Source organism: Shinella sp. JR1-6, from assembly GCF_004284735.1.
In the GTDB taxonomy this organism is placed as follows: Bacteria; Pseudomonadota; Alphaproteobacteria; order Rhizobiales; family Rhizobiaceae; genus Shinella.
On the sequence record NZ_SHMI01000029.1, the window covers coordinates 13,664 to 32,260 of the forward strand.

Consider the following 18,597-nt stretch of genomic DNA (forward strand, 5'->3'; position numbering starts at 1 on the left):
GCCCCGAGAGCGCCAGCCGAAGTTATCAGTGGCCGCTCACGGCTTCGAGCAGCTTGACGCCTGGAGCCGGCAGCTCCAGATCGTCTTCAGACTGGCCTGCGGCCGGGATTTCGATCCAACGCTCGGCAGCGCCGTCCGGGCATTCCTGCACGACCGGAAAATAGAGCGTTTCGCCTGCCTTCAGATCTTTCGTCAGATAAACGCGCAGCACGAATTCATCGTATTCGTCATCACCGAGGTTGCCGCCGCTCCAGACGATCTCCTTAACGCCTTCGCTCGTCGGCGTGCCGTAATAGTCGTAGGACTTGGCGTAGGCGCCCTTGACCTTTTCCAGGGTCCAGCCGGCCTTCGGCTGCGGCTTGACCGCGATGACGCCTTCCGGAATCTGCACGCGAAGGACATTGGTCGGCTTGCCTTCGCAGCCGTGCGGCACCTGAAGGATGGCACGGTAGGTCGACCCGACAGGGGCTTCCTTGAGCTGCAGGGAGACATGGGCAAGGGCGGCCGAGGTGCCGACCGCAAGGGCTGCAATGGTAACGAGGGTATGCTTCAGCATAGGTATTCTCCTGAATTGCCGGTCATCCCGCCGGCGGGTTTTAGAAACGGGTGGAGATAGCGGAGTTCGGTCTTTCCAGACGGCATCGAGGAGATGATGAACATAATGGCGGCGCAGGACATCCGATCGCCGTTATCTTGCGTTCACGCAGAGGCACCGTGATCGCGAGTAAACTCGCGATAGGTCTTCATCATCATGCTCGTCGTAAGGAACGGTCGCCCATCAGGCGAAGGGAGGCGCCCGAGGATTGCCGGGAAGGCTATCGAGTACAGAATGGAAAGGTTCCGCAAACCTGATGACGGGCCGCTGAAGCGGTTCGGAAAGCGGGTTGAACAGGACCGCGACAGACGTATCCGCCGGAACGAAGGAATGGACTAGCCCGCAAGCCAGTGTGCAGCATTCCGGGAGTAATGGACGATCCTTGTTCGGCGTGGAGCCGGAATCGTCACCTTCCGCGCTGTTGATGCACAGCATGTTGCCGAACGCATCGACCATCGGTGTCGCGGCATTCGCCGCCATCGCGAAAGTGCCGAGAAGGATCTGCAACGCCATGACGATGGCGACGGCTACTGCCACCAATCCAAACCTGCCATGTCTTCGCCGCTTCGTCATTCAGACCTCTCGCATTATGTCTTAGCAATGCGCTGACACACTGAACAGAGCCCATTCACCGCCGAATTGTCGCATCACCGCCAATAGTGATCATCGAGATGGCGCGGCTGCGGTCTTTTCAATTTGTTTCGCTTGTCGGCGAAGGCCAAACGCCCCTACCATCCCCAACCCGCCAAGCCCCACCGTCAAAGATGAGAGGGATACGAACGACGGCCAGTGTTCAGGTACCGAGCGCCAGTGCGGCCCGACGATCTCCGCGGTGTTGAAGGAAGAATTGCTATAGGCGCAGCCGATGAGGGTGGCGCCACTCATAATCATCTCGTGTTCGATTTCCGAGATGAGAAGGGTGGCACGGGCGGCAAGGCGCGGCACCTCCCGTGCGCGAAGCAGGACAGCCTTTGTGCCCGCGAGATCGGCATGGCCGCACTCGTTGAACGGGCTCGCCTCATCCGACAGCGTGCCAGGCACGAGGGTCCAGAGACAGCGCGCGTGCTGCGCCTTGGCAAAGACCATGAGCTTGTAGAGATCGCGATCGTCGTAGGAGCCGAGCGAACCCAGCGCAAGAATCCGCGTGCGATAGGCGGACAGGATCGCCATTTCGCCATGCGTGACGAAGGGGATCGAGATACCGCTCGTATCCTGCGGCACGCGGTTGCGGTGCGCGAACGCATCGCCCGCGAACAGGCACAAGACGGTCAATATGCCAAGCGCACGCGTTTTCACCGGCCTAACCGATCTCCAAATCCAATACAGGGAGGGTAGATAAATCAACGCCCACCTGCAAGCACGCCTGGACGCGACACGTCCTCACCGTCGCATGCTTAGGGGTTACTAATGACTTATAGCGGCAAGGCCATCTTGCCGCATTGAGGGCGTTGGAGAATCCGATTATGTTCGCGCCGTGTCCGATGGCACAGAGGGGCATATGGTCGAGGGCTTTCACCGAGTTGAGCAGTTTGGGGTGCGCATACTCTGCGCGCTTGCCTTGCTGCTTGTCGGGTTCGCTCACACGCCCCCGGCGATTGGCAGCCATGGCCTTTCGCCAAGCGAGCTCGCCGAGTTCGTACTGCCTGATGGCACTCTTCCGGTTCTGTGCCTTCCCTCCGAGGATGGATCGACAAAGAAGACGGACCACGTCGGCAAACAGGGTTGCGAGGCCTGCCGGCTCTCAGCCTCTGTCCTCCTGCCGTCTCCTGCCGATGCCGTTGGAGAGCGTATCCTTCGCGCCGGCGAGCATATCGTTCCGGTGCGCGTCGAAGCGTTCTACCGTCAGCTCTTTCCCCCGAACGCGTCCCCGCGCGGCCCCCCGTCCGGCCTGACAGCCTGAAGCGCTGCTGCTCTTGCAGCGGCAAACTCAGCCTGCGCCGGGGTCATCCGTCTGAACGGATCCATTCCGGTGCGTTGCCGGATTATGTTCCATGTTCGACAGGACCATCGTGGGTGCCGCAGCACCCGTCATACTCATCGACTCTCCAACACGGCCGAGGTGCAAGCCTCCTGCCCGTATCGCGGCCCGCACGCAGTTCATCTTTCATGGCGCAACGCGGCCGAGCGGTTTGCGGATCGTCGACGGCTGCATCGCCCTCTTCCAGGAACTCGCTGACGGACGTCGACTGATCCTCGACATTCTCGGCCCAGGAAAGGAGGTAAGTGCCGAACTTCTCGATCTGCGCCAGTGCAAGGCGATCACGCTAACCTCGACACAGATCGAGACGATCGAAAGCCTCCGCGAGCCATCTTCGCTCGAAGGCGCGCTACGCCAGATGCTGTGCCGTGCACAGGAGCATGCCTTGCTCCTCGGGCGCAAGACCGCTGTCGAACGCGTCGCAAGCGCCATACTCGATCTAGCCGCACAATTTACCCGCAGACGAAGAAACACGGCTGGCGGCCGAGCCACGTTCACCCTCTTTCTCACCCGTGCCGATCTTGCCGACTGGCTCGGACTGACGCTCGAAACCGTCAGCCGATGTTTTGGGGTGCTGAAGCGCTCCAAGCTGATCGCATTCGACCAGCCCGAACGCATCACGATCCGCGATCGCGCCGCCTTGGAAGCGATCGCGCTTGGCCGAGCAGGCCGGCACGCGCAGATCTGATCCAAAACCCTGGGGAACTATCCATGACAATGACAGCAGACACATCGCCAATCCGAGCGGACGGAACTTCACCGCGGTCCTTCTATGTGGCCGCCTGGCGATGGCACTTCTATGCCGGCCTCTATGTCGCGCCGTTTCTCATCATGCTCGCCGTCACCGGCTTGATCATGCTCTGGTCGTCGGTTCTGGTTGGTCGTGACGGCGAGAAGATCTTTGCCGTCACCCCTTCCGGTCAGGCGGTCCCTGTGTCCGTACAGGCTGACGCCGCAGCCGCGACGGTACCGGGCGGAACGCTCGTGCAATATATCGTGCCGAGAACCGGCGAACAGCCTGCGGTGTTCCGCATCAACGCTGGCGACACGTCGACAATGGTCGCTGTCGACCCCTATTCCGGCGTCGCGTTGGGGTCATGGGATCGCCGGGATGCGCTCTATGACCTCGCAAACGTCATCCATGGGACGCTTCTGATTGAAACGGTCGGCGATCGGCTGATTGAAGTCGCGGCCGGCTTCGGCGTGGTGCTGATCGTGACCGGCGTGTTTTTGTGGTGGCCGCGGGACGGACGCGGCTTGGCGCGTTCGCTCGTGCCCAACCTGTCGGGGCGCGGCCGACAGCTGTGGAAGTCGCTTCATCAGACAATCGGTGTCTGGGCCGCAATCGTGCTCGTGATTTTCCTTGTGTCGGGACTTAGCTGGGCCGGCATCTGGGGCGAGCGCATGACGCAGGCCTGGAGCACATTTCCGGCGGAGAAATGGGACAACGTCCCGCTTTCGGACGCAACCCACGCCAGCATGAACCATGGCGGGGTGAAGGCCGTCGCCTGGGCGCTCGAACAGACGCCCATGCCGGCCTCCGGCTCGCACGAAGGTCATGCAGGCATCCCGGACGGACAGTCGGTCGATCTCGACAGCGTCGTCGCTCTCGCCCGCACGATAGGCTTTGACGGCCGCTTCCAGCTCTCGTTCCCGAGCGGTGATAGCGGTGTCTGGACGCTCGCGCGAGACACGATGAGCAATGACAGCGCGGACCCGACGTCCGACCGTACCGTTCACATCGACCGCTATACCGGCAAAATCCTCGCCGATGTCGGCTTTTCCGATTACGGCGCGGCAGGCAAGGCGATGGCTGTCGGCATCGCGTTCCATGAAGGCGACATGGGCGTCTGGAATATCGCACTCAACACAGCCTTTTGTCTCTCCGTCATATTCATTTCGGTCAGCGGTGTCGTGATGTGGTGGAAGCGTCGGCCGTCCGGCGCAAGACGCCTGGTCGCACCCGCTGTGCCGGAGAAGATCGGCGTCTGGAAATCCGCCGCCGTCATTATGATCGCCGTGTCCCTGCTCTTCCCGCTCACCGGTATCGTTCTCGTCACCGTCCTTGCTCTTGACCTGCTGTTCATTCGGCATGTGCGGCCGGTCAAGCGCGTTTTGAGCTAACCCCTAATTCGTAGAAATTGGAGACTATCCATGAAGACGCTTATCGCCACACTCCTCCTCGTCACCGTGAGCCTGGCTTTGCCGGGCTCGGCCCTCGCCGAAGGCTTCAAGGTCGGAACCATTGAGATCAACCACCTCCATTCCCGCGCGATGCTGCCGGGTGCAAAAGTCGGGGGCGGCTACCTGAACATCACCAACACTGGCGCCGATGACCGTTTGGTGAGCGCGACCGCCGAGCGCGCGGGTACCGTGCAGCTTCATGAGATGAAGATGGACGGTGGGATCATGGTGATGCGCGAGCTGAAGGACGGCATAGCCGTGCCCGCGCACTCGACGGTCGAACTGAAGCCGGGCGGCTACCACGTCATGTTCATGAAGGTCAGTGAAGGCTTCAAGGAAGGAGAAGAGATCAAGGCCACCCTGACATTCGAAAAGGCCGGATCGGTTGAGGTCGAGTTCAAGGTCGGCCCCGCCGCAGGCTCAGCGGCCGCGGCGAGCGACGACGAGCATGCCAATGCGCACGAGCATCACAAGCCGCTCAGTGAGGCATCGGCTGTCACGGGCGATCCGCAACTCGATATCCCTGCCAAACTCAAGTCGATCTTCGAAACGCCGGACAAGACCCTTTCCGTCGCACCCGTCGTCGTCGAGGGCGATTGGGCGATTGCCGGCTGGACGCAAGACGCACGCGGCGGCCGTGCGCTCCTGAAGAAAAAGGGTGACGGTTGGAGCATCCACCTCTGCAGCGGCGACAGCCTAAAGGATCCCCATGCCCTCAAGACGATGGGCTTGTCCGACGAGCATGCAACGTCGATTGTGGCTAAGCTTGCCGAGGCGGAGAAGCATATCGCGCCGGAGACAGTCACGCTCTTTGCGAGCTTCGAGGGCACAGTCATGGTCGAGGGCGGCGACGCCCCGGCACATGGTGAGCACGAGGGGCATGCAAAATGACACCGCGAAACCCGTTCGTACTCATCTTTGCGTCTATCGGAACGATCTTTGGAGCGGTTCTTGTCGGCGTGATCGTCTGGGTTGCCATGAACAGTCCTCGTCCAGGACCGTTTGACGTCAAATTCTCACTTGTCGATGACAAGGGCGAACAGGTCGACCAAGGCCTGTTCAAGGGAAGCCCGTCGCTCGTTTATTTCGGGTACACGAATTGCCCGGAAGTGTGCCCGACCACGCTCTTCGAGGTTGCCGGATATCTAAAAGATCTTGGACCGGAGGGATCTGGCCTCAAGACTTACTTCTTCTCTGTCGATCCCGAACGTGACACGCCGGAAGTGATGCACGGCTATGTCACGGCATTCACGGACAGGATCAGGGGCATCACTGGCAGACCCGACGAGATGCAGAAAGTCATCGAGGGCTGGATGATTTATGCGGCCAAGCTGCCCAGCGAGGACGGCGACTACCACATGAGCCACACCATGTCGCTTCTGCTGATCGGCGCCGACGGACGCCTCAAGGGACTGCTGCCTTATGGCGCTGAGCGCGATCGCGCTCTCGAGCAAATCCGCAAGACGCTTCTCTGAAGAACGGTGGTGCCCACGATACGACTTGCACCGCCTCCATAGTGAAAATCGCTTCATTGTTCGGAGCACGCTTGGTCGACATAGTCGGCTATGCAGCTTGCGGCTTGGTTTGCAGCGGTACCGAACCGGATCTGGTTTCGCTGTCTCCCAACGCGACTTTGGCCAGCGCACGCTCAAGCGCCTCGATGCAGATCGGATCGTGCGACTTGCCTGCGTCCTCCCACAAGATCGCAAGGGCCTTGGCGATCGGCATAGCGGCTCTGTAGGGTCGGTCGGCGGTCAGAGCATCGAAGACATCCGCCGTCGAGACAATTCGGACCTCCATCGGAATATTCTCCGCCATTAAACCACGCGGATAGCCTTTCCCATCCAGCCGTTCATGGTGTGCCCCCCCGATCAGTGCCGCCTCGGAGAACGCCCCGATGGTAGACAGGATATGCTCTGAAAACTCGGCATGCCTCTTCATCTTGAGCCATTCATCCTCGTCAAGCTTGCCGGGCTTGTCGAGTACGCTGTTGCTGACACCGAGTTTGCCGACGTCGTGCAGCAAGGCAGCCCGCTTGAGGAGCCGGCGGGCCTCGAAACCGATGCCCATTTCCTCCGCGATCAGGTCGGTGAAGAGTGCCACACGATCACTGTGGCCGGAAGTATATGGGCTCTTGGCGTCGATGACCTTGGCGAAGCCGGCAGCAATGTCATCGAGGTAGTCGTCATCAGCCATAATTGCATGTTGACCCGGTTCGGAGGCCAACACGATTGCCTCCACATCGGAAGAGGACAAGGCATCCCAGAAAAGGCGGTTCTCTGACACGCGGACAAAGGCCTTGACCAAGGAGGGATCGAACCAATCGCCCTTGCGCTTCTTGACTTCCTTGAGTGCACTTTTCCGGCCGCCACTGACATGAAATATGTCGATTACCTGAGCCAGGAGAGCAATACGGGAAAACAGCGGTATCTGGTCGCCGGCGAGCCCATTCGGCTTTCCGCCCCCGTTCCAATGCTCGTCGAGTCCAAGGATTCCCTGGGCTACGCTTTCGGAGAACCGCATCTGTCGAGCGATCTCGGCGCCGCGCTGGCAACGCGTCTGAATGAGTTCGGTGGAGAGCTCTCCACCGTTTTGCAGAATGTTCAAAATACTGCGAAATCGCTCGGCAAGGCCTGACTGCATGCCGGTGTGGCTGATGACGAACCGGAGGACCTGGGTGAGACTGCCGTCAACCAGCTTGAAATCGCGTTTGAAATTCAGATCATCGGCGAGATAGAGTTCGCAGATGCGCGCGGCGTTGCTGCTACAGCCGAGATCCTTCAGCAAAAGCGTATAATAGAGATCATGCAATTGAACGTCATCAAGGCCGATCTCGCGACCGACATGCATGCCGATATAACAGCATCGGATGCAATGCCCCTCAGGTTGCCCCTCGGTCATATCGAGCGCCTTGCTCAAAGCTTCGATGATTTCCGCCAAGCGGATTTGAACGCCCGTCATAAGCTCGACCTCGTTGATAGCCGAACATTAGTTGAAGAAGGTTGTAGAAGGATTGAGCAACCGACGTTGGCGCAAAAATAAGAGCGCGACAGTCTACCCGGCAGGCCAGTTCCGCTTATTTCGCGAGGAAACAGAGATACTTACCGCGTCAATTTGGCGAACCCCTTCGCGAGAATAGGCCCGGTGGGGCGTTTGCTCCGTGAACCACCCGCTTCCTCGAGGGTTATCTCGTACAGCTGCGCATCTGCAGGCTTCGGAAGTGACCACCCGGCTAGCCTTGCCGAACGTGACCCGTTCAGCACCCCGAGAGACATTGGCCCCATTTCGATCGAGGGTAGTGTCCAGACCTGCATTGTCTTGTCGTCCGGAACCGTAAAATCCGTGAGCAGCCTCACATTGGCCGAGTCGTTTCCAAAGTCCTCAACTACGGCCTGGACTTCGCCGGCCTCATTCATAAGCACCGCCACAACAAGGGGCTCGACCTGTCGCGTTATGCTCCATGTCAGGCCTATAGCCAAAACGATCGAGGCAGCGATCGCCGATACGGCGGCCGCTCGCCAACCGGAGCGATGATTGTCGTTGACCGCCTTGGCGGGATTTGCCGCAATCGCAAGCGATGTCCGTTGCTGTTCGGTCAGTCTGGAGGAAATCGCATTCCATAGGCTCGGCGATACATCCGTCGGCGCGAGACCTGTATCGAGCGGCAAGAACCGTTCGTACGCCTCAGCCACGGCCTGCTTCAAAGCTGCATTGAGCTCGATTTCCGCCTCAACATATGCCCTGTCGCCGTCCTCGAGCAGACCAAGCACATACTCGTCAGCGATGACGGAGATTTCGTTGGATTCGAGGTTCATGCCATGCACTCCCGCAGCGAGGAAAGGCCCCGCCGAATCCAGGACTTTGCGGTGCCCAGCGGCAGCCGCAACCGTCCGGCAATCTCGCCGTGGGTGTACCCACCCACATACGCCATCAGGATGCCGCGTCTGCGCACGTCATCCAGCCTGCTCAGGCATTCGTGCAACCGGCTGCCCCGATCCAGCTTATGCCAAGCCGACATGATCTCATCCAGTTGGTCGGCATCCCGCAAGACCTCCAGCTGGCCGTCTTCGACCAAATCCTCGCGACGCCCGTCACGCAGCAGATTGAGAGCCCGGTTGCGGACAATTGCATAAATCCACCCCCGCGCCGAACCGCGTGCCGGCGAGTATTGGTGCGAATGGGTCCAGATGCGGATAAAGCCTTCCTGCACCACTTCCTCGGCAAGCTCACGGCGCCTCAAAATGCGTTGCGCCACGGCGACGAGACGTCCGGCTTCCTGGTCGAATATCCGCTTCAATGCATCCTGGTCGCCTTTTGCACAATCGGCAAGCGCTGCTTCAAGGTCTGTCGACTGGTCTGTCACCAAGGCCAAGCGCGGTCTCCTCCTGGTGGCTTGCTATAAGCATATCTGTCGTAGTCGCTGTTGCCATGCGGGTAACCGCTCGTCCAGTCCATAAGCTCGGCCGGCCCCGAGTTCACTATATCGTGACGACACACCGCAGGGCCGCGTGGATGCAGGGTCGGAAATATTTTTCAGGTCTGCATCCAGAGCAGTCTCTCAGGTGTCTTACGATGGAGAGCGCGCAGGTGGCTCATGCCGAAGGCTCTCAACCAAGCAGAAACACAACTGGAGACCAACATGACCATTGCTCGCACCGCATTTGCCGCCTCAACTGTTCTCGTCATATCCACGACTGCTGTCATGGCTGCCCCGGTCCTCGGCCTCACGGGTGAGAAAACCTTGATCATGTTCGACACGGCGACACCCGCCGTCAGCAAGACGATCGAGGTTACCGGCGTTGACAAGCTTGTGGGCGTCGATTTCCGCCCAGGAAACAAGACAGTGATCGGCGTGACATCTGAACACGCGATCGTGTCCATCGATCTGGAGACCGGCGCCGCAACCGAAGTCGCCAAGATGGACAAGATGCTCACGCTCACGGAAGCGCCTGTCGTGGTCGATTTCAATCCCGTGGCAGATCGCCTGCGTTTCATGACAGGCACCACGAACCACCGCGTCCATCCTGATACAGGTGCCGTGACCGTCGACGGTACGCTCGCTTTTGAAGAGGGCGATATGCACAAGGGTGAAACGCCGGACATCGTTGCGGCGGCCTATACAAACTCGATTGGAAAGCCTGAAAAGACGGCGATGTACAATATCGATGCGACCATCGGCGCCCTCGTCCAGCAGACCAAGCCGAATGACGGAACGCTGAAGGCGATTGGAAAACTCGGCCTCAAGGAGAAGCCCGCCACCTACGCCTTCGATATCCAGGGTGAAGAGGGCGGCAAGAACACCGCTTTCCTCGTAGCGAGCAAGGCTCTCTACACAGTCAATCTGGAAACGGGTGCGGCAACGGAGATCGGCGCTATCGATGGCCTTGAGAACGAGATCCGCGACATCGCAGTTCTGCCATCCATGTGATAGGTTGGCGCAGAAGCTGTCTTGAACGCCATTTGGTGAAACCGTTTGCACGATATGATCGGCCGCCCCAACGGTGCGGTCGATCTCACTTTACCGGAGAGTGCAATTCACGGTACGACAATTACGTGCACCTGATCACACATTTCAAGGAGCTCGCGATACTCAGCCGAACGCGAAAGACGATCACTATTTCCGAATGTTAGCATAGACCCGCCGGGGCCACCCTCCGGTGCCAAATGGGTTCAATTTCTCGTGCTTATACACACTGGAAGGCGTGCGAACCACCAATCCCGGTATTCAGTTATGGATTTGCTCTTGAATGGGCTCGAGCCAGCGGCCCGATAGTTGCGTCTTTGGCGGGCTGAGGTTCTCTATAATTCTGCAGGCGCCTGAAAGCGCTATATTCAGCTATCCGGGGCCCAGCAGGAACAAGTTCTTTTCACCCACATTGTGCCCTCGTCTTTGCACCGGCGAATCCAGGGCATCCCAGGTGAGCAGGACACCTCGCTCAGAGCTTCACGATCGCCTTGCGAGCCAACAAGCCTTGCGGTGCGAACAACAGAACTGCAATGACAAGCAGAATGGTGAAGGCGTCGCGATAGCTGAGTAGGCTTTCCGGCAGGTAGGCCTGCAAGAAGACCTCGATGAAGCCGAGCAGAAAGCCGCCGGCGACGGCGCCCGAAAGGCTGCCGAGGCCACCGATGATCGCCGCGATGAAGGCCTTGAGCACCGGCAGGAAGCCCATCAGCGGATCGACGCTGCCGCGTTGGGCCACCCAGAGAATGCCGGCAACACCCGCCATGAGGCCGGAAATCGCGAAGGCCGTGGCAACGACCGCATTGGCGCGGATGCCCATCAGGCGGACGATGGCGAAATCCTCCGATGCCGCCCGCATGGCGCGGCCCAGCACCGTGGTGCGCAGGAAGAGGTTGAGACCGACCAGCATGATGACCGTGACGAGAATGGAAATCGCCTGGATGACGCCGATATGCAGACCGCCGATCTCGATGGTGCCGGACAGGCTCATCGGCATCGGTACCGGCTTGGGGCGAGCGGAAATGAAGTTCTGGAACAGCACGCGCAGGATGGCACTGACGGCAAAGCTCGTCAGGAGCAGCGTCGTGCCGCTCGCGCCGCGCACCGGCCGGAAGGCGGTGCGCTCCATCAGCAGCACCAGCACGATCGCGACGGCTAGCGCGAAGATGACGGCAAGGCCGAAGGGCATCCCGACGATCAGTGCGAAGCAGAGGCCGTAACCGGCGACCGTCATCAGTTCGCCATGGGCGAAGTTGATGAGGCCCATGATCGAGAAGACGACGGCAAGACCGAGCGCCAGCAGCGCATAGGTACCCCCGAGGCTCAGCGCATTGACCAGCTGCTGCAGGAACATGTCCATGGATGGTTTTCCTTCTTGCCGGTCACGCGCCGAGATAGGCGCCCTGGATTTCGGTGGAATTGCGCAGATCGGCAGCGGAGCCTGACAGCACGATGCGGCCGTTCGCCATGACATAGCCGGCGTCGGCGATCTCCAGCGACAGCGAGACATTCTGCTCGACGAGCAAGATGGTCAGTCCACGCTGGCGCAGGCCGGCGATCAGCTCGAAAATCTGGTCGACGATCTGCGGGGCAAGGCCGAGCGACGGCTCGTCGAGCAGCAGGAGATCGGGCGAGGACATCATGGAGCGGGCGATCGCCAGCATCTGCTGTTCGCCGCCGGAGAGTGAGCCCGCCTTCTGATGCAGGCGCTCCCTCAGGATGGGAAAGCGCGACAGCATGTCCTCGCGCACCGCGTCGATCTGCCCCCTGCCCTTGTGCATGGCACCGCCGAGGAGAAGGTGTTCGTCGACCGTGAGGGTCGGGAAGATGCGGCGCCCTTCCGGTGTCAGGGTCATACCCATGCGCACGATCATCTCGGGCGGCAAGGTGGAAATGTCCTTGCCGGCGAAGGTCACGCGGCCGGCTTTCTTGGCGGCAAGGCCAACGAGCGCATTGAGCGTCGAGCTCTTGCCGGCGCCATTGGCACCGAGGAGGGTGACGATCTCGCCCTTGCGGACCTTGAGATCGACGCCCTTCAGCGCCTCGACCGGCCCATAGGCGACCTTGAGGCCGCTGACCTCGAGCATCGGGGTCTCGTCGGAAATGTCACGCGTCATCGGGCAAATCCTCGCCGCGGCTCATCCGCCCCGGCCAACAGCAGGAAGATTGCCCTCCGGCACGACCGGAGGGCATCACTTGAACATCACGGTGCGGGAACGTCCTCGGCCGCCGGCACACCCTGGCTGACCAGCGAGCGGTTGCCGCCATCGATGCGCACGAGCGAGACGGAGCGCAGCGGCATGCCCTGCGTACCGACATAGCTGATCTTGCCGGTCACGCCCTCGACGCCGTCGAGCGACGCGATGGCTTCGCGGATAGCTGTCGAGTCCACGCTGTCAGCCTTGGTGACGGCCGCCTCGATGACCTTGCCGAGATCGTAGCCGTTGGCGATGTAGACCGTGTCCGGGTCCTGGCCGAACTTCGCCTTGTACTTCTCGTTGAAGGCGGCAAGCGGGCTGCCTTCCGTCGCGAAGCCTGCCGTGGTGAAAACCACGCCGTCGACGAGCGGACCGAGACCGAAGGTTGTCGGGGAATCGATGCCATCGCTGCCGAGGATCGGCGTGGTGACGCCCGCACCGCGCAATTGGCGGATGAAGGCCGGGAAATCCGGTTCATAGGCGGCGGTCATGATGACGTCGGGCGCCGGGTTCAGCGCCTTGATCTTGGTGACTTCGGCGCTGAAATCCTGCTGGCCCATGCTGTAGGTGCCTTCGCCGACGACTTCGCCGCCCTTGCCCTTGAAGCTGGTCGCGAAATATTCCGGCAGCTTCAGCGTATACGCGGTATCCGGCGACTTTAGCACATAGGCGGTCTTGAAGCCCTTTTCCTTGGCATAGTTCGCCAGCACCGCGGCCTGCACGTTGTCGGCCGGGTAGTTGCCGAACATGTAGTCGCCGACGGCGAGCGGCATGGTCGGCGTCGTGGCGCAGAAGGAGAAGGCCGGGATCTGCGCAGCCTGGGTGATCTGGCCGGCGGCGATCGACGGGTCGGCGTCGCAGGGCGTGATGAGGATCTTGATACCCTCGTCGACCAGTTCTTGCGCCACGAGCGCGGTCTGGGCGGCATCCGAGCGGGTATCTTTGGCGATCAGCTTGATCGGGAATTTACCGGCGATGCCGCCGGCCGCGTTGATTTCGTCGACGGCCATCTGCAGGCCTTTCAGCGATGGCTGGTCATAGGGCGCAAGGCCGCCGGTCTGCGCGGTCGCAAGCCCGACGACAAGGTCCTCGGCAAGTACGGGGAACGCGAGGGCGCCAAGCGCGGTGGACAAGAACAAGGCCTTCAATGTCGTTTTCATTCTTATTCTCCTCTGGTGGTTATGCGGGCTTGCCGGCGGTATGCGGATCGAGATCCGGCATGGCGGCGTCGATTGCGGACTTCGTCTGCTGTGCCGTCGAACGGCGGCGACCGATATAGGCTTCAATGACGGCGGGATTGGCCTGGATTTCAGCGGGCGTGCCGATTGCGATCTGCTGGCCCTTGTTGAGCACCACGACCACGTCGCAGAGCCGCATGATGAGCTTCAGGTCGTGCTCGACGACGAGGAGCCCGAGGCGGTGCTTCGTGCGGATACGGTCGAGCACGGTCATCAGTTCCTGCGTTTCGGCCGGGTTCATGCCGGCGGCGGGCTCGTCGAGCAGCAGGTAACGGGGTTTCAGCGCCAGCGCGCGGGCAATTTCCAGCCGCCGTTGCGCACCGTAGGACAACGTGTCGGCAAGCTGGCCCTCGACAGTGCCGAGACCGACTTCAACCAGCGCCTCGCGGGCAAGGCCCACGGGATCGCGCTCGCCGGCGACGGCGCTTGCGGCGACCGTGACGTTTTCCAAGACGGTGAGGTTTTTGAAAAGACGGATATTCTGGAAGGTGCGGGCAAGGCCGGTGACCGGCACCCGATGCACCGGGAGCGACGCGACATCTGTGCCATCGATCATCACCCGGCCGGTGGACGGCGGCACCACACCCGAGACGCTGTTGATGAGCGTCGACTTGCCGGCGCCATTCGGGCCGATCAGGCCCGTAACGAGGCCCGGACGGATTTCGAAGTCGGCCTTTTCCAGCGCGACCAGCCCGGAGAAACGCTTGCCGACATTTTCGACGCGCAGCGTACCGGTATCCCTGGGCGTTGCCTGCACCGGCTGCCCGGCCATCGGCTTGACGACGCCCGCGGCGAGGCGCTTGAGGAACGGCACCTGCTCGTCGATTTCGCGCACGCCGAGCAGGCCATCCTGAAGGCGATACATGACAAGCAGGATGGCAAGGCCGATGCCGATATCGGTGAGACCGAACACCGTCGGCAGCGAGAAGACGCCGAGATCGACGCCGCCTTCCAGCTTTCGCAGCAGTTCCACGATCAGCATGATGACGGCCGAACCGACGACCGCACCGGAGACGGTGGTGATGCCACCGAGGATCAGCATTGCGAGCAGCATGAAGGTGAAGTTGAAATAAAAATCCTTCGGCGAGAAGGCGCCGATGAAATGCGCAAACAGCACGCCCGCCGCCCCGGACAGGATCGCACCCAGCACCCAGGCCAGGAAGCGGTGCAGGCGCACATTGACGCCGACGGCCGTCGAGGCAATCTCATCCTCCCGCGAAGCGCGCAGCTTCATACCGGCGGCGCTATCGCGATAGATACGCGCGACGGCGACCGCGAGAATGGCGAAAGGAAGCGCGACCCAGATATTCACCGCACGGGGAATGCCGAAGAAGGTCTGGCTGCCGCGGGTAAAGTCGCTGGAGGCGACCAACACGACATGCACGATGACGAGGAAGCCGAGCGTACAGATCGAGGCCGAGGAGCCGCCGAGCCGGGCAACCGGAATGCCGATGGCGACCGCCACCAGCGCGACGACGACAAGCGCCACAAGAAGGGCCGGCAGAAACGGCATGCCCCAGCCCATCAGCCAGTCCGGCAGATTCGGTAGTGCTGTCTTCTGCACGATCGGATTGATGGTCAGGAGGCCGGACGCATAGGCGCCGACGGCCATGAAGCCGACATTGCCGAACGAGATGATGCCGGAATTGCCGCTGTAGACGCCAATGCCGATGACGGCGATCACGTTGATCAGGAACAGCGTCACCAGCCGTTCCCCTGCCCCTGGAAAGAGGCCTTTCGCCACCAGGGCCGCGACCACCAGGGGGAGCACCGTCGCGATGATCCCGACGACGGTTCCGCGCCTTATGCGCACCATCAGCATTCTCCCGATTTGCGGCTTCTTTTGTCGAGCCCGTTCCCGCAACAAACGTTAATCGAGAAACCGCGTATGTCAATCTTGTTTCATTTTTTATTGTCTGCTAGCAAGAATGTAACAAAATTAAAATCGCGCCACGAACGCCGATCACGAGAGGGAGGCAAGGAATGGCCATTCGAGACCGCCTGACGGACGGGGAAATCGCCTTCACACGGGCGGAGCTGAAAATCGTGCGGCAGCTGCTGTCGAACTATCCGGCAGCCGGGCTCAACACGGTTGCGCATCTCGCCGCGGCCGCCGATGTCAGCAACCCTACGGTCGTGCGCTTTGCCAACAAGCTTGGCTTCGAAGGCTATCCAGAATTCCAGGCGGCGCTTCTCAGCGAAGTGCAGGAGCGGATGAGCTCGCCGCTCTCCATGCTCGACACGCGCAAGCCGTCCCTGGAACAAGAGAATTTCTACCAATACTTTTTGCGTGCCAGCATTCACGCGCTGGAAGCGTCGATGCAGATGCTGCCGCCCGATGATTTCGAGGCCGCCATCGATGCCGCCGCCGATCTCAACATGCGCGTTCATTGCCTCGGCGGACGGTTCAGCGGCTTCCTTGCCGGTCTTCTGTGGTCGCATATGAAGCAGCTGCGCGGCGAAACGCGCTGGATCAACGGCTCGCAGGCCGATCAGGTCGACCAGCTGGTCGATCTCGGCAAGCGCGACGTGCTCTTCGTCTATGACTACCGACGCTACCAGATCGACACGATCCGTTTTGCCCGACAGGCGGCCAAGCAGGGTGCGCGCATCGTGCTCTTCACCGACCGCTGGGTTTCGCCGATCGCCGAATTCGCCTCCGTTACGCTGATGGCGCCGGTCGATACGGTCTCGCCCTATGACACGATGGTGCCCGCCATCGCCCAGACTGAGGCGCTGATCGCCGGCCTGACCGCGCGCCTTGCCAACCAGTCGCGCGGCCGCATCGAGCGCATGGAGGAGCTGCGCCGCAGCTATGCCATCACCGAAGACGCCTACAGCCCGCCGGTCGACGGTAGCAAATGACATTGCGCCCGAACGGCGAACCGACATCCATTGGAGGACAGACATGACTGCGATTGAAGTGCAATACGGCAAGGACCTGCTGCGGCGCGACAGCACCTACGAGGCCGGCATGACGGCCCTGCTCTATGTCGACATGCAGCGCATTTGGTGCGAGCCGAACCTCGACCCGACCCATCCGCAGGATGCCGACAGCTACTACCACCGCCGTCTGCGCGAAAAGGTCATCCCCAACCAGGTCCGCATTCTCGAAGCGGGCCGCAAGGCCGGCTGCAACGTGCTGCACACCATCATCGAAAGCCTGACGCTTGATGGCCGCGACCGCTCGCTCGACCACAAGCTTTCCGACATGCATGTGCCGAAGGGCTCGCCCGAGGGACAGGTGATCCCGGCGCTCGCGCCCATCGACAACGAGATCGTACTGCCGAAAACCTCCTCCGGCGTCTTCAACTCGACGAACATCGACTACGTGCTGCGCAACCTCAACACCCGCTACCTGATCATCGCCGGCGTCGTCACCGACCAGTGCGTCGACATGGCCGTGCGCGATGCCGCCGACCGCGGCTATCTCGTCACGGTCGTCGAGGATGCCTGCGCCACCTACAGCCAGGAACGCCACGACGCGGCGATGCGCGCCTATGCCGGCTATTGCTGGATCACGGACACCGACACCGTCGTCAGCCGCCTCGGCGGGCTCGGCCGCACCTGATCGTTTCAAGAAGGGGATCACCATGACCGAGAGCAGCAACGGCAAGGCCTTCGCCGACCTGACGGAACTTGCGACCTTCGTCACGACCGACATTGCCGGCATCACCCGCGGCCGCAGCTTCGCGGCCTCCGAGATCGAGGATTACCTGCGCAAGGGCGTGGGCTGGGTGCCGGCGAACCTCGCGCTGACACCGTTCGACCTCATTGCCGACCCGAACCCCTGGGGCTCGGCCGGCGACCTGCGGCTGATGGCCGATCCCGCCAGCAAGGCGCGCGTCACCTGCCTGCCGGACGAGACGCCGCTGCACTTCTACCATGCCGACATCACGGACCTCACGGGCGAGCCATGGGAGTGCTGCGTGCGCAGCTTCCTGAAGGCGACGCTGGCCGAATTCGAGAAAGAAGCCGGTCTCAGGGTCATCAGCGCGGTCGAGCAGGAATTCCAGGTGCTCGGCGCCGACTGGCCCGCAGCCCCTGCCTTCGGCCTGCGCGCCCAGCGCCGCGCCGAACCCTTCGGATCCCTGCTGATGACCGCGCTGAAGGAAGCCGGCGCCGAGCCGGAAATGTTCCTGCCGGAATATGGCAAGGACCAGTTCGAAGTCACCTGCCGCCCCGCCCCCGCCCTTGTCGCCGCCGACCGCGGCGCGACGATCCGCGCCGTGACCCGCGAGGTTGCCGCCCTCTTCGGCTGGACCGCCAGCTTCGCGCCGAAGACGGACCCCAACGGCGTCGGCAACGGCGTGCACCTGCATGTCAGCTTCACCGATCTCGACGGCAACCCCGTGACCTTCGACGCCTCGCGCCCCGGACGGCTCTCCAAGGTCGCCGGGTCCTTCGCGGCCGGCGTCATCAGGCACCTGCCGGCGCTTGCCGCCTTCACCGCGCCCTCCGTGCTCTCCTACATGCGCCTCGTGCCACATCACTGGAGCGCGGCCTATACCTGCCTCGGTGAAAAGAACCGGGAAGCGACGCTGCGCATCTGCCCGACGCTCGACCTGCCCGGCAGCAACCCGGCCAAACAGTTCAACATGGAATACCGCGCTGCGGACGCCTGCGCGAGCCCGCATCTGTCGCTGGCCGTCGTGCTGCGTGCCGGCCTCGAGGGCATTCGCGCCGGGTTGGAACAGCCGCCATTGATCAACACCGACCCGTCGGAATTCTCCGCCGAGGAACAGGCGAGGCTCGGCATCCGCCGCCTGCCTTCCAGTCTTTCGGAGGCACTCGATACGCTGGCTGCCGATGACGTGGTGACGGGCTGGTTCTCGAAGGATTTCCTCGACTGCTATTTCGCCATGAAGCGCAAGGAGATCGAAATCGTCGAGGGTCTTTCGCCCGAAGACCTCTGCGCCCGCTACGCCACCGTCTATTGA

At 61.6% G+C, this 18,597-nt stretch carries 18 protein-coding genes; 8 read left to right on the plus strand and 10 right to left on the minus strand.

Annotation, left to right across the window (positions count from 1 at the left end):
* Nucleotides 1-25: 25 nt before the first annotated feature.
* The 3 genes from EXZ48_RS29130 to EXZ48_RS29140 form a co-directional block, all read right to left on the minus strand.
* Nucleotides 26-556 carry a YcnI family protein gene (locus EXZ48_RS29130; protein WP_130520350.1) on the minus strand — a complete coding sequence of 177 codons (531 nt, stop codon included), beginning with the start codon at nucleotides 554-556 and terminating at the stop codon, nucleotides 26-28.
* Between the two features lie 222 nt (nucleotides 557-778).
* Nucleotides 779-1,168, minus strand: a complete 390-nt coding sequence (locus tag EXZ48_RS29135; RefSeq protein WP_130520352.1) for a DUF2946 family protein — start codon at nucleotides 1,166-1,168, stop codon at nucleotides 779-781.
* A 90-nt stretch (nucleotides 1,169-1,258) separates the two neighbouring features.
* Nucleotides 1,259-1,891, minus strand: coding sequence for a hypothetical protein (locus tag EXZ48_RS29140; RefSeq protein ID WP_130520354.1), 633 nt, complete (start codon nucleotides 1,889-1,891; stop codon nucleotides 1,259-1,261).
* Nucleotides 1,892-2,586: 695 nt separating this feature from the next.
* Here EXZ48_RS29140 and EXZ48_RS29150 point away from each other — a divergent pair.
* From EXZ48_RS29150 to EXZ48_RS29165, 4 genes are read left to right on the plus strand one after another with little or no spacing between them, the layout of a single operon-like run.
* Entirely contained in the window at nucleotides 2,587-3,261 is a 675-nt protein-coding gene (locus tag EXZ48_RS29150) for a helix-turn-helix domain-containing protein (RefSeq protein WP_130520360.1), read from the plus strand.
* Nucleotides 3,262-3,284: 23 nt separating this feature from the next.
* A complete protein-coding gene (locus EXZ48_RS29155) occupies nucleotides 3,285-4,697 on the plus strand; it encodes a PepSY domain-containing protein (RefSeq protein WP_130520362.1) in 1,413 nt (470 codons plus the stop codon).
* A 30-nt stretch (nucleotides 4,698-4,727) separates the two neighbouring features.
* Complete coding sequence (locus tag EXZ48_RS29160) at nucleotides 4,728-5,648, plus strand: copper uptake system-associated protein (protein WP_130520364.1); 921 nt, start codon at nucleotides 4,728-4,730, stop codon at nucleotides 5,646-5,648.
* On the plus strand, nucleotides 5,645-6,232 hold the full coding sequence (locus tag EXZ48_RS29165; protein WP_130520365.1) for an SCO family protein: 588 nt from the start codon (nucleotides 5,645-5,647) through the stop codon (nucleotides 6,230-6,232). The genes EXZ48_RS29160 and EXZ48_RS29165 overlap by 4 nt, the downstream gene beginning before the upstream one ends.
* A gap of 88 nt (nucleotides 6,233-6,320) precedes the next feature.
* Here EXZ48_RS29165 and EXZ48_RS29170 read toward each other — a convergent pair whose 3' ends face one another.
* The 3 genes from EXZ48_RS29170 to EXZ48_RS29180 all read right to left on the minus strand — a co-directional run bounded on the left by EXZ48_RS29170 (nucleotide 6,321) and on the right by EXZ48_RS29180 (nucleotide 9,120).
* Nucleotides 6,321-7,718 (minus strand): HD-GYP domain-containing protein, encoded by a 1,398-nt coding sequence (locus EXZ48_RS29170; protein WP_130520368.1) that lies wholly within the window; start codon nucleotides 7,716-7,718, stop codon nucleotides 6,321-6,323.
* Between the two features lie 140 nt (nucleotides 7,719-7,858).
* A complete protein-coding gene (locus EXZ48_RS29175) occupies nucleotides 7,859-8,572 on the minus strand; it encodes an anti-sigma factor domain-containing protein (protein ID WP_130520370.1) in 714 nt (237 codons plus the stop codon).
* On the minus strand, nucleotides 8,569-9,120 hold the full coding sequence (locus EXZ48_RS29180) for a sigma-70 family RNA polymerase sigma factor (RefSeq protein ID WP_130520423.1): 552 nt from the start codon (nucleotides 9,118-9,120) through the stop codon (nucleotides 8,569-8,571). Before EXZ48_RS29180 ends, EXZ48_RS29175 begins: the two co-directional genes overlap by 4 nt.
* A 339-nt stretch (nucleotides 9,121-9,459) precedes the next feature.
* On the opposite strand from EXZ48_RS29180, the gene EXZ48_RS29185 reads away from it, so the two are divergent.
* Nucleotides 9,460-10,185 carry a DUF4394 domain-containing protein gene (locus tag EXZ48_RS29185; RefSeq protein WP_245462388.1) on the plus strand — a complete coding sequence of 242 codons (726 nt, stop codon included), beginning with the start codon at nucleotides 9,460-9,462 and terminating at the stop codon, nucleotides 10,183-10,185.
* Between the two features lie 508 nt (nucleotides 10,186-10,693).
* On the opposite strand, the gene EXZ48_RS29190 is transcribed toward EXZ48_RS29185, so the two are convergent.
* From EXZ48_RS29190 to EXZ48_RS29205, 4 genes are all read right to left on the minus strand, one after another.
* Entirely contained in the window at nucleotides 10,694-11,581 is an 888-nt protein-coding gene (locus EXZ48_RS29190; RefSeq protein ID WP_130520372.1) for a branched-chain amino acid ABC transporter permease, read from the minus strand.
* A gap of 22 nt (nucleotides 11,582-11,603) precedes the next feature.
* On the minus strand, nucleotides 11,604-12,308 hold the full coding sequence (locus EXZ48_RS29195; RefSeq protein WP_165909459.1) for an ABC transporter ATP-binding protein: 705 nt from the start codon (nucleotides 12,306-12,308) through the stop codon (nucleotides 11,604-11,606).
* Between the two features lie 116 nt (nucleotides 12,309-12,424).
* Nucleotides 12,425-13,579 (minus strand): ABC transporter substrate-binding protein, encoded by a 1,155-nt coding sequence (locus EXZ48_RS29200; protein WP_130520375.1) that lies wholly within the window; start codon nucleotides 13,577-13,579, stop codon nucleotides 12,425-12,427.
* A 19-nt stretch (nucleotides 13,580-13,598) separates the two neighbouring features.
* Nucleotides 13,599-15,473, minus strand: a complete 1,875-nt coding sequence (locus tag EXZ48_RS29205; protein WP_130520377.1) for a branched-chain amino acid ABC transporter ATP-binding protein/permease — start codon at nucleotides 15,471-15,473, stop codon at nucleotides 13,599-13,601.
* Nucleotides 15,474-15,640: 167 nt separating this feature from the next.
* Here EXZ48_RS29205 and EXZ48_RS29210 point away from each other — a divergent pair, with 167 nt between their 5' ends.
* Genes EXZ48_RS29210 through EXZ48_RS29220 form a run of 3 tightly spaced genes read left to right on the plus strand, consistent with a single transcriptional unit; the run spans nucleotide 15,641 to nucleotide 18,597 of the window.
* Nucleotides 15,641-16,522: a MurR/RpiR family transcriptional regulator gene (locus EXZ48_RS29210; protein ID WP_130520379.1), complete on the plus strand. Its 882-nt coding sequence runs from the start codon at nucleotides 15,641-15,643 to the stop codon at nucleotides 16,520-16,522.
* A 43-nt stretch (nucleotides 16,523-16,565) separates the two neighbouring features.
* Complete coding sequence (locus EXZ48_RS29215) at nucleotides 16,566-17,228, plus strand: isochorismatase family cysteine hydrolase (RefSeq protein ID WP_130520381.1); 663 nt, start codon at nucleotides 16,566-16,568, stop codon at nucleotides 17,226-17,228.
* A gap of 22 nt (nucleotides 17,229-17,250) precedes the next feature.
* Complete coding sequence (locus EXZ48_RS29220) at nucleotides 17,251-18,597, plus strand: glutamine synthetase family protein (RefSeq protein WP_130520384.1); 1,347 nt, start codon at nucleotides 17,251-17,253, stop codon at nucleotides 18,595-18,597.

Bases quoted from the DNA above. Each gene is read 5' to 3' on its own strand.
- EXZ48_RS29130 (WP_130520350.1), bottom strand. From the start codon at position 556: ATGCTGAAGCATACCCTCGTTACCATTGCAGCCCTTGCGGTCGGCACC.
- EXZ48_RS29135 (WP_130520352.1), bottom strand. From the start codon at position 1,168: ATGACGAAGCGGCGAAGACATGGCAGGTTTGGATTGGTGGCAGTAGCC.
- EXZ48_RS29150 (WP_130520360.1), top strand. From the start codon at position 2,587: ATGTTCGACAGGACCATCGTGGGTGCCGCAGCACCCGTCATACTCATC.
- EXZ48_RS29155 (WP_130520362.1), top strand. From the start codon at position 3,285: ATGACAATGACAGCAGACACATCGCCAATCCGAGCGGACGGAACTTCA.
- EXZ48_RS29160 (WP_130520364.1), top strand. From the start codon at position 4,728: ATGAAGACGCTTATCGCCACACTCCTCCTCGTCACCGTGAGCCTGGCT.
- EXZ48_RS29165 (WP_130520365.1), top strand. From the start codon at position 5,645: ATGACACCGCGAAACCCGTTCGTACTCATCTTTGCGTCTATCGGAACG.
- EXZ48_RS29170 (WP_130520368.1), bottom strand. From the start codon at position 7,718: ATGACGGGCGTTCAAATCCGCTTGGCGGAAATCATCGAAGCTTTGAGC.
- EXZ48_RS29175 (WP_130520370.1), bottom strand. From the start codon at position 8,572: ATGAACCTCGAATCCAACGAAATCTCCGTCATCGCTGACGAGTATGTG.
- EXZ48_RS29185 (WP_245462388.1), top strand. From the start codon at position 9,460: ATGGCTGCCCCGGTCCTCGGCCTCACGGGTGAGAAAACCTTGATCATG.
- EXZ48_RS29190 (WP_130520372.1), bottom strand. From the start codon at position 11,581: ATGGACATGTTCCTGCAGCAGCTGGTCAATGCGCTGAGCCTCGGGGGT.
- EXZ48_RS29195 (WP_165909459.1), bottom strand. From the start codon at position 12,308: ATGCTCGAGGTCAGCGGCCTCAAGGTCGCCTATGGGCCGGTCGAGGCG.
- EXZ48_RS29200 (WP_130520375.1), bottom strand. From the start codon at position 13,579: ATGAAAACGACATTGAAGGCCTTGTTCTTGTCCACCGCGCTTGGCGCC.
- EXZ48_RS29205 (WP_130520377.1), bottom strand. From the start codon at position 15,473: ATGGTGCGCATAAGGCGCGGAACCGTCGTCGGGATCATCGCGACGGTG.
- EXZ48_RS29210 (WP_130520379.1), top strand. From the start codon at position 15,641: ATGGCCATTCGAGACCGCCTGACGGACGGGGAAATCGCCTTCACACGG.
- EXZ48_RS29215 (WP_130520381.1), top strand. From the start codon at position 16,566: ATGACTGCGATTGAAGTGCAATACGGCAAGGACCTGCTGCGGCGCGAC.
- EXZ48_RS29220 (WP_130520384.1), top strand. From the start codon at position 17,251: ATGACCGAGAGCAGCAACGGCAAGGCCTTCGCCGACCTGACGGAACTT.